Origin of the sequence: Alteromonas sp. 14N.309.X.WAT.G.H12, from assembly GCF_036697315.1 — a bacterium.
GTDB lineage: Bacteria > Pseudomonadota > Gammaproteobacteria > Enterobacterales > Alteromonadaceae > Alteromonas.
The window spans coordinates 24,676-33,767 of sequence record NZ_JBAHZB010000030.1; the positions used below are offsets into that span (position 1 = coordinate 24,676).

The 9,092-nt window shown below is 46.6% G+C and carries 9 protein-coding genes; all 9 read right to left on the minus strand.

Annotation, left to right across the window (positions count from 1 at the left end):
• Window positions 1-4: 4 nt before the first annotated feature.
• Window positions 5-364, minus strand: a complete 360-nt coding sequence (locus V5298_RS10145) for a hypothetical protein (RefSeq protein WP_332931348.1) — start codon at window positions 362-364, stop codon at window positions 5-7.
• A 278-nt stretch (window positions 365-642) separates the two neighbouring features.
• Entirely contained in the window at window positions 643-1,287 is a 645-nt protein-coding gene (locus V5298_RS10150) for a pentapeptide repeat-containing protein (protein WP_332931349.1), read from the minus strand.
• 50 nt (window positions 1,288-1,337) lie between these two features.
• On the minus strand, window positions 1,338-3,110 hold the full coding sequence (locus V5298_RS10155) for a methanol/ethanol family PQQ-dependent dehydrogenase (protein WP_332931358.1): 1,773 nt from the start codon (window positions 3,108-3,110) through the stop codon (window positions 1,338-1,340).
• A gap of 383 nt (window positions 3,111-3,493) precedes the next feature.
• Entirely contained in the window at window positions 3,494-4,129 is a 636-nt protein-coding gene (locus tag V5298_RS10160) for a response regulator transcription factor (RefSeq protein ID WP_332931350.1), read from the minus strand.
• Window positions 4,107-5,351, minus strand: a complete 1,245-nt coding sequence (locus V5298_RS10165; protein ID WP_332931351.1) for a HAMP domain-containing sensor histidine kinase — start codon at window positions 5,349-5,351, stop codon at window positions 4,107-4,109. Before V5298_RS10165 ends, V5298_RS10160 begins: the two co-directional genes overlap by 23 nt.
• Before the next feature lie 137 nt (window positions 5,352-5,488).
• Window positions 5,489-6,118, minus strand: a complete 630-nt coding sequence (locus tag V5298_RS10170) for an OB-fold-containig protein (RefSeq protein WP_332931352.1) — start codon at window positions 6,116-6,118, stop codon at window positions 5,489-5,491.
• 96 nt (window positions 6,119-6,214) lie between these two features.
• The gene (locus tag V5298_RS10175; RefSeq protein ID WP_332931353.1) at window positions 6,215-6,970 is read right to left on the minus strand and encodes a hypothetical protein; all 756 of its coding nucleotides are present in this window, start codon (window positions 6,968-6,970) and stop codon (window positions 6,215-6,217) included.
• Between the two features lie 59 nt (window positions 6,971-7,029).
• Window positions 7,030-8,892 (minus strand): alkaline phosphatase, encoded by a 1,863-nt coding sequence (locus V5298_RS10180; protein ID WP_332931354.1) that lies wholly within the window; start codon window positions 8,890-8,892, stop codon window positions 7,030-7,032.
• A gap of 12 nt (window positions 8,893-8,904) precedes the next feature.
• Window positions 8,905-9,092 (minus strand): alkaline phosphatase (locus V5298_RS10185; protein ID WP_332931355.1); only part of this gene is annotated, 188 nt, incomplete at its 5' end.

Genomic DNA, 9,092 nt, shown 5'->3' on the forward strand with positions numbered 1-9,092 from the left:
GTCCTTAGTTAAAAAATTGTGGTAACAGGCGTGTATATTGATACTGAAACATACGTATGTAGCGATCATCTTCTGTGACCAGTGCATAACGCTGTGCGGTCAACAGCGGCCGATAGATTTTATCGATACATTGTTGGCGCCAATGGTTGGCAACGCGATGATCTTTGGCTGTGTCTAATAATAGGTAGGCACAATCAATCAAAATACGTACCTTTTCTGAGGATGTATTTGCCATTAATGCCGCCTCTTGTGCGTAATCTATGTATTCATCGAGTAGCCTGTTGTAATCAGAGTAGACACCTTGGCGGATACAGGCCTTGAGATCATAAATTACATTCAAAACCCGGTTAGTGTGGGATAACACGGCAGCTATTTCCTCGACCCTAATGTATGTCTATATCTTAATAGTAATCATTTTCATTAAGGTTTAAAAGTAATAAAAACGAATTCCTTCAGGTTAACGAACTTAAACGGGGAAAACGGGCAAAGAAGGGGATGGAATAAGTATGGTTTAAAAACACTGTGCGGCAAACACCGAGAACCTAACCTTTTTATACGTTGGTAAGGTTCAGGCGTTTCATTGGCATTTAAAATAAAGGGGTAATTTGTACGTCAGCGGCACATTTATCAGGCAAAAATCAGTCACCAATTCACGGGACAATCCTGACAGTCTTGCATAAAGGTGTCTTGGAATGTGGCGTAATGAATACGTGTGCCTGTGAGTATGGCACCCGCTAGATTGGCATTGTTGAGTTTCGCTTCCTGAATATCCGCATTGGTTAAATCAGAATCTGTCAGTTGCGCTTTGATCATCCAGGCTCTTTCTAAGCGGGCGGCACGTAGGTTTACCTTGTTGAGTTTGGCGCCGGATAATCGCGCTTGATCGAAATTAACCCCTGTCATTACCGAACCGTCGAAGGTGACGCCCTGGGCAAATAATGCCCAACCTGTGGCACTTTCTAAGTTGGTATTGCGTAATGTGGATGAACGCAGATCACTGTGATTTAGGTTGACCATTGCCATATCTGCCTTATCAAGGTTACAGCGCTTAAAAGTGACATAGCTAAGATCAGCATGTTTAAGGTTGGTATTGTGGAAGGAAACATTAACGAAGGTGGCGCCGGACAAATCAAGGTTTGACAGGTTTTGATTGGATAGGTCGATATTTTCGCAATGGGTCTTGGGTTTGAGTTCACAACCTTTAATAACCGGGTTGTCATCTTCAAAAGGCAGAATATCTGCCATGGCAGATGCAGACAAAATTAAAAATGAATAAAGCCATTTCATCGAAAACTCCAAGCGGGGCTTATCCCCGCTATGTTATTGAAAAATAAGGGTTATTTGTCGAATTTGGGAAGTTTAAATACCCAGAAGGAACCGCCTTGGGCAACAGGTTTGGTTAACTCCGCCATATCGCCGCCCCACAGTGGTACCGCACCGCCATAACCTGATGCTAAACCGATATATTGTTCACCATCCAGTTCCCAGGTAATAGGGCAGGAAACCACGCCAGAGCCGGTTTGGAATTTCCACAGTTCTTCACCGGTTTCTTCATCGAAGGCCTTCACGTAGCCATCACCTGTACCAGTAAAGATGAGTCCGCCTTTGGTGGCCAGAACCCCTGCCCATAAAGGCAGTTTTTCTTTATGCGACCATTTAATTTCACCGGATACCGGGTCAAGGGCCCGGAGTATACCCACGTGATCATCATATTGCTTTTTGATTCTAAAGCCTTGGCCAAGGTAAGCACTGCCTTTGGCGTATACGACTTCTTCTGTCCAGTAGTCTTCTTTCCAATGATTCGCACCTAAATAGAACCAGCCGGTGTTTTGGCTATAGGCCATAGGGTTCCAGTTTTTACCCCCTAAGAAAGGTGGCGAGACTTCAACGGACTTTCCTTTTTCTTCACCGGGTTCAGGTAATGGAGGACGTTGTCCTTCCACTTCAACCGGCCGACCCGTATCGGGGTCGATGTGGGTCGCCCAGGAGATATTGTCGACGAAGGGGAAGGCTTTAATAAAATCACCGTTTTCCCGGTTTACGACGTAAAAGAAGCCGTTACGATCCGCATGACCCGTGGCTTTAATGGTTTTGCCATTATCTTTGAATTCAAACAATACCAGTTCGTTGTTACCCGAAAAGTCCCAGGCATCATTTGGCGTATGTTGATAGAACCATTTTACTTCCCCGGTGCTGGGATCTACGCCGAGTTGACCTGAGGTGTATAAGTTATCCCAGTTTCGTGGATCATCGCCTTTCGCGGTGCGTTTCCAGGTGTTCCAGGGGGCAGGGTTACCGGCACCAATAATAATGGTGTTGGTTTCCACATCGAAACTTGCACTTTGCCATGGCGCGCCGCCACCGTGATGCCAGGCTTCTACCAGTTCGCCGTTTTCGTCACGAGGCCAGGAGGGCGCGTTCTTATCTCCCGTTGGTGTACTTTCTTTTCCGTTTAGTCTTCCCATGTGTCCTTCTACGAAGGGACGCATCCATATTTCTTCACCGGTTAAGGGATCCCGAGCAAACAGTTTGCCGACGACACCGAATTCATCACCGGATGAACCGTGGATCAGCAGTACCTTACCGGTTTTCTGATCTTTCACTAGAGTGGGAGCGCCCGTCATGGTGTAACCCGCCCGGTAGTCTTCAAAGCGTTTTTTCCATACGACTTTACCGGTGTGGCGGTCGAGGGCAACGATACCGGCATCCAGGGTACCGAAGTAAACCATATCACCAAAAATCGCCGCGCCACGGTTGACCACATCACAACAGGGACGAATACCTTCTGGCAGACGATGAGAATAAGACCACAATCTTTTCCCTGTGCGGGCATCGAATGCAAAAATACGGGAATAACTCGCTGTCACGTAAATTACGCCATCATAGACCAGTGCTTGTGACTCCTGACCCCGTTGTTTTTCATCGCCGAAGCTCATTACCCATGCGGGCGAAAGGGTATGAACATTGTCTTTGTTTATTTGATCAAGTGGACTAAAGCGCTGTGCTTCAGGGCCCATACCATACATAAGAACATCTTCCGGGGTCTTTGCATCGTTTTCAATATCGTCCCAAGTTACCCCTTTGGCTGAGACAAATGACGCTGACAACATGCTGGAAACGAGCAGCGATAAAGCCAGACCTTTTGTTGAGGTATTGCGAATGAGTGTAGACATACTGTACCTGTACCTTTTTATTTGTTTACGAAGTGTTAACAGTATGGGTGGCTTATGAAGGCGGGAGAATAGACTTTTGCCCGACATGAGCGGGGAATAATTCCCAATAATGATGAGAAAGTATCCCACTTTCTGGAATGTGTTTTTTGGGTAAAAAAAAAGCTAACCTCATGGGTTAGCTATAAAAATTGTGAGCTGTTGAACCTCACGTGAACCGAAGGCTGGTCGAACAAGCAACCTGTCGATTTAGTGATAGTCTGACAAACTCTGCTATTTAGCGATACGGAATTGTTCCCGGTTTTTAGCGGGGAAATTCCCGATTATGACGCGATCTTCAGGTATCCATTGTCGATGGCCAAATGCACCAGTTCGGTACTGGTTTTCACCTGCAATTTACTTTTTAATTGGGTAATGGCATTGGAAACGGTTTTATCAGAAATATTGAGATCCTGAGCAATGCGTGAACGCTTTTGTCCTTTGGCCACGCCCATGAAAACATCAAATTCCCGTCGCGTTAGTTGATCAAAAATGTCCTTTTTCTCATTGTACGCATAAGAGGCAAGATCAATGGCCAATTCGTGCTCAATGTAAGTTTTGCCCGCCATTACCGCTTTTACCGCTTCGAGCATGATTTCTGGTCTGCAACGTTTGCTGATATAGCCACAGGCGCCAGTATGCATTGCCCGGTTCACAATGGAGGCTTCTTCAAACATACTGAAAAAGATGATTTTTAAGCGCGGCCAGTGATTCAGCAAGCGCGGCGCCACGTTCAAACCGCTGGCCTGCTCAAGGTTGATATCCAGTATGACGACATCCACCGGATGTTGATTAAGGCATGTCATTGCCTGTCGAGCATTTTCCGCTTCATGAAGGGTGGCATCGGGTAGCATCATCGATAGCAGGGCGCTGTAACCTTGCCGCACCACAGCATGATCATCCACAAGTAATATGTGCATTTTTGTCGCTCTCCTTTTGCTCTGTTAACGGCACGCATAAACTCAAGGCGGTGCCATTTTTACTGGTAACGTTGAACGAGGCGCGAATAAGGCTGGCCCGTTCGCGCATAGATTCCATACCTAGGCCATCATGGTGAGTAGGGTCGCTAGGCTCTATTCCAATTCCGTTGTCTTTTATTGTCAAAATAAGCTGGGTATCTTTGACGTCCAGACTCACCGAGACTTCGGTGGCATGGGCATGTTTCACAATGTTGCTTAAAGCTTCTTGGGTAATACGATACAAATGCATATCACGTTCTGGTGACATGCTTACAATGGTGTTGGGGAAATGGCAGGACAGGGCGATACCGTGGATTTCCGCCCAACGTTTGAGCATGTCTTGAAGGGCAACCACTAATCCTACCCGGTGTAACGCCACAGGATATAATTGATGGGTGATCTGACGGATACCGGTTTGCACCTCTTCGCATTGTTGTTCGAGTAAACTCGCCGTGCGCTGGACAAAAGCCGTGCTATTCGCTTGTTGTTTGAGTAAGTAACTTTGCACCCTTATTCCGGTAATGAGTTGGCCTAAATTGTCATGAAGTTCTCGTGCCAACCCCTGACGTTCGCGTTCTTGTAAAGTGGCTAATCGTGCACGGAGGTGTTGTACCTTTTGTTTACGCAGGTGCAGTGAATCAGCCATGGTTTGATAGTGGGAAACCAAAGAACGTATCTCTTCAATATCGCCAGGATCCACGTCCACTTTGTAGCGCCCTTCACCAATTTGATCCAAAGCCAGGCTAAGGGAGCGTAGGGGTTTTAGTTTTTCTCTAACGCTGATATTCAGGAGTAACAAGGTAAGTATGTAGGAAAATAAAAGTATGCCGAATACCTGATAAACCGTGGTGAATATTTCTTCGTTCTCCGCTTCCGGGGCACCATAGATGTACAGTTTTTTATTGGGATCACTGGGAGGACTGTACTGGTGCGCGGTGGGCTCATCAGGGGGGACAGCATGCATATTGTCAGTTACGTGAAGGTGGCGGCTGTGTTGCAACACCGATTTAATTTGATCAAAGGTTAATTGTTGCGCCATAAGGGCATCGGCCATGGCCAACGCTGCCTGAGTTTCGACGTCTATATCCCGTTTAGCTTGCACGAAAAACACGGCAGCAAGAATGATGCTGACAAGTAAATAGACACCAGAAATGACAATAGTAATTTTTTTACTGGCTTTCATCACCGGCTCGCTTAATTAACCATAAGGTATTCTACGCGCGAGACTAGGGGTTTATCTTTGCCACTTTGGCAAGGTATTTATGCTACTTTAGTTGGTGTTTTTCAGTACTATGTTGTTGGGCGGTTTTTCACCAAGTCCTAAGCGTAACGAGTCACTAACCATGAATGAGAACTTTTTTTCACTAAAATCACTTTTTCGCCTTTGCTGAAGCTTTCATTGGGTTCAAAAGGTTCAACCAACAAGTAATGCGGGTGTCCGTATTTATCTCTCAATTTGGCTTCAGCTGGGGTACCAGATCGGGCTACACCAATGGTGATTTCGGCTACGACTCCAATAAAGTCTTCGTTGCAAAGTTCGATGGGCTTTTTAGTGGGCAAAAATTTCGCCAGTGTCTTGGCCGATGGGCCGGTAAGAAGTAATGCCACAATCATGGAAACAGGCACGCTTTCTAGTATGGAAAAATAACGTCCATCTATATACAGTGCGTGTAAGGCATTTATCAGTAAGCCGCATGAGGCAAAAAGGGTAAGAAACAGAATAAACCAAATCATTATGGGTACTCTGTTAAGGGCTAAGCCATTCACCAGTGTTGATAAAAAGCTGGATGAGGCTTCAATGTCCGTTTCAGTGTCTGGTATATCATCAAAAATACCCAGCAAACTGGTGCCAATAATGATGCTGGTCAGTTCAATTAAAAACAGCAAAAGTACGATACCGACAGCGGCGGTAAATAAAAAATTAGCGTCATGGAAAAAAAAGGCAGACATTCATCATGTTCCTTTGATGAAAGCAACAGCTTACCGTTTATATAGCACAGGATAAGCTGAACGCCAAAGTGCAGTCGCTAATTTTTTATCGTCTGTTTAATGGTGATGGCTGTGACTGCCTATGGCCCGGCCTTCGGTATCATAAAAACCACTGGCACCGGCTTCAATGAACCCCTGATTTACCATGTTAGTGAGAAACGGATCGGTATGATCGTCGCCAATATCCGCATAATCTGTGGTTTGGTAACCATTTCGTTGGGCAAAAAAGGCCGTTATATCTGATTGGTTGTGCTCAAGGGACACGAGTGTCCAGGTGGTTTTTTCCTTGTCGTTGTTATCCATAGACAACGAAGAAATGAGTTGCAATTGGGGCAGCCAGACCAGTTGAATGGCGTTTTCCGTGGCGCCGTTGGTGTAAACGGCTTGTTGATTGCATCCGCTTCCCGTGGTTTTTTGCAGCGATAGGGTTGCTAAAAATGCTGGGGTTAATAATTGATTGCGATAATCCCAATCATTGTCAACGCGGCCGTCTACTTTATCACCGGGCTGGTATTCAATGCCGCGGGAATAGGCATCAAAAAATCGGGTGGATTTTACTCGCTGATGCACATGTTCCCACACTTGGGTAATGTGAGCGTCTGGATATTGGTGCGCCACCACGTTGGGTTTGCGCCACAGGGTAAGGGTGGATCCCTTTACATGATCTTTTTGCATTGCCTTTAGACTATATTGTGCTTTTACCCAAGCCCCTTGGGACTGACAGACATTGCCCTCGTCTTGGGGATGATCTGTTTTAGCTTGAATAAACGGGCTTGTAAGTAAACTACTGAGTAAAATTATTGCGTACTTCATGACCAATTCCTTAGAAAAAAAGGAATACACACAAGGCGTATTCCTTTTTTAAACTGTTGCTATTCCACCGTTGCTTCGGCTTGTTCGATAAGGTTGCCTGCATAGTCCATCACATGGAATAAAACACTTTGCTCGTTGGTACTGTTTACAAGAAAAGCGCCAGGCCCTTTGGCATAAATGCCCACATCTTCCCCAGAATGGGTTTCAGATGATAAGGGAATAAGTGTTTCCTGATGATAACCGGGCGCGGTTGTATCAACATCCGAGAGATCCTGTCGACCACTGTTGATGTCATAGGCGTAACTGGCATCGGCATCAGTTTCATCTCCCAGATCCTGAAATCCCAGACCATTCATATAGCCCACAGTGGTGTAGGGCATACCGTCGGCAGCGGTAGCAGGCTCTTCAGCGCCAACATTAACCACCTTGCCGAGAATGGGGTTGCCACGCTTAGGATAACCAGCAATGGTAAATACGTGCCCGTGATCAGCGGTAACGATGATAAGTGTATCTTCATCATCGGTCAGTTCATCTGCCACGGTAACCGCATTGGCCATCTCTATGGTGTCGGTCAGTGCATTATAGGCATTACCTGCGTGATGGGCATGATCAATACGTCCTGATTCCACCATCAAAAAGAAACCCTTGTCATTATTGTTGAGAATTTCTATTGCGGTTTTTGTCATTTCACTAACGGACGGTTCGCCAGCAATATCGTTTTCACGATCGGCTTCGTACTGCATGTGAGATTCATTAAACAATCCGAATACCCGCTCAGTGGTTTCGGTATCAATACCGTTGAAGCCTGATTCATCGTAAACATAAACGCCATTTGGATACAGGGTCATCCATTCGGCAGTTAGATCCCGATCATCGGTACGATCACCTTCGGTACTGCTTACGGCATCCGGGCTGTTATATCCAGGATCGTTAGGAAGAAAATGTCTGCGTCCTCCTCCCATGACTACTTCAATGCCATCCACGTCGGCACCGGCAAAACGGCTTTCCATATTTTCTTCGAAACTGATAAGTTGCGATGCAATGTCGCTACAGCCGGCCTCCGAGGCCTCGGTTGGCATATCTGAGATATCTTCCCAGTTTCTATCGGCCGCTTTGGCATAGGTTGCTGCCGGTGTGGCGTGGGTGATACGCGCTGTTGATATGATGCCCGTGGATTTGCCTGCCAGTTCGGCCAGTTCAAGGGCGGTAACCAATTCATTGCCTTCGGTGGTGTCGCATTCCCCACGTTCAATGTCTTCATCTACACCCACCACGCCCACGTCGGTTTTTACGCCGCTCATAATGGCCGTCATGGTGCCTGCCGAATCCGGTGTTTGGGCATCCACGTTATAGGTTTTGGCTAATCCAGCAAAGGGGAATTTATCAAAACTCAGCTGATTTTCTTCGCCGTTCCCACCATTTATTTGACCGTCAAGGATACGTGCTGCGGTGACGGTAGACACACCCATACCATCGCCCACAAACAAGATGATATTTTTGGCTTTACCGTTAACCGAGGCCACGGCGGCTTCCACGGAGGTGTGCTCACTGACTCCGGTAGCATTTAACCAGGTTGATTTAGCAGACTGAATTTCAGTTTGTCCGGCAACAAAATAGTCGTTGTTAAGGCTGCTTAGTATTTCCCCTGAGGCGACCTGTGTTACAGCCGGTACGCACACATAACTGGTGGCGGTCACTTCTGTGTCGGCTAAGCTGCCATCACTGTCTAGATCCAAGCCGGAATCAAGGCGTACGCCACTATTGGGGCAGTTTTCATCGCCCATGGCCAGATCGGTTTGTACTGTTAGGCTATTGGTTCCGTTGGTACCGTTTTGTCCGTTTGCGCCATCGTTGCCATCTAAAGAGCATGCAGTAAGACCTGCGAGGGTCATGGCTATTAAACTCGTTTTAAAAACTTTCATGATGATCTCTTCTTATTCGTCAAGCAGGTCGAGGGATTGATTAATCAAATGGAAAACAACGCTTTGTTCAATAACACCTTGAATAAGCTGACTACCGGGGCCGATGCCATGAAGGGCAACGTCTTCGCCGGAGTGGGACTCGGATGACAAGGGCACCAATGTCTCCTGGTGATAGCCAGCAGTGGTGGTATCCACATCCG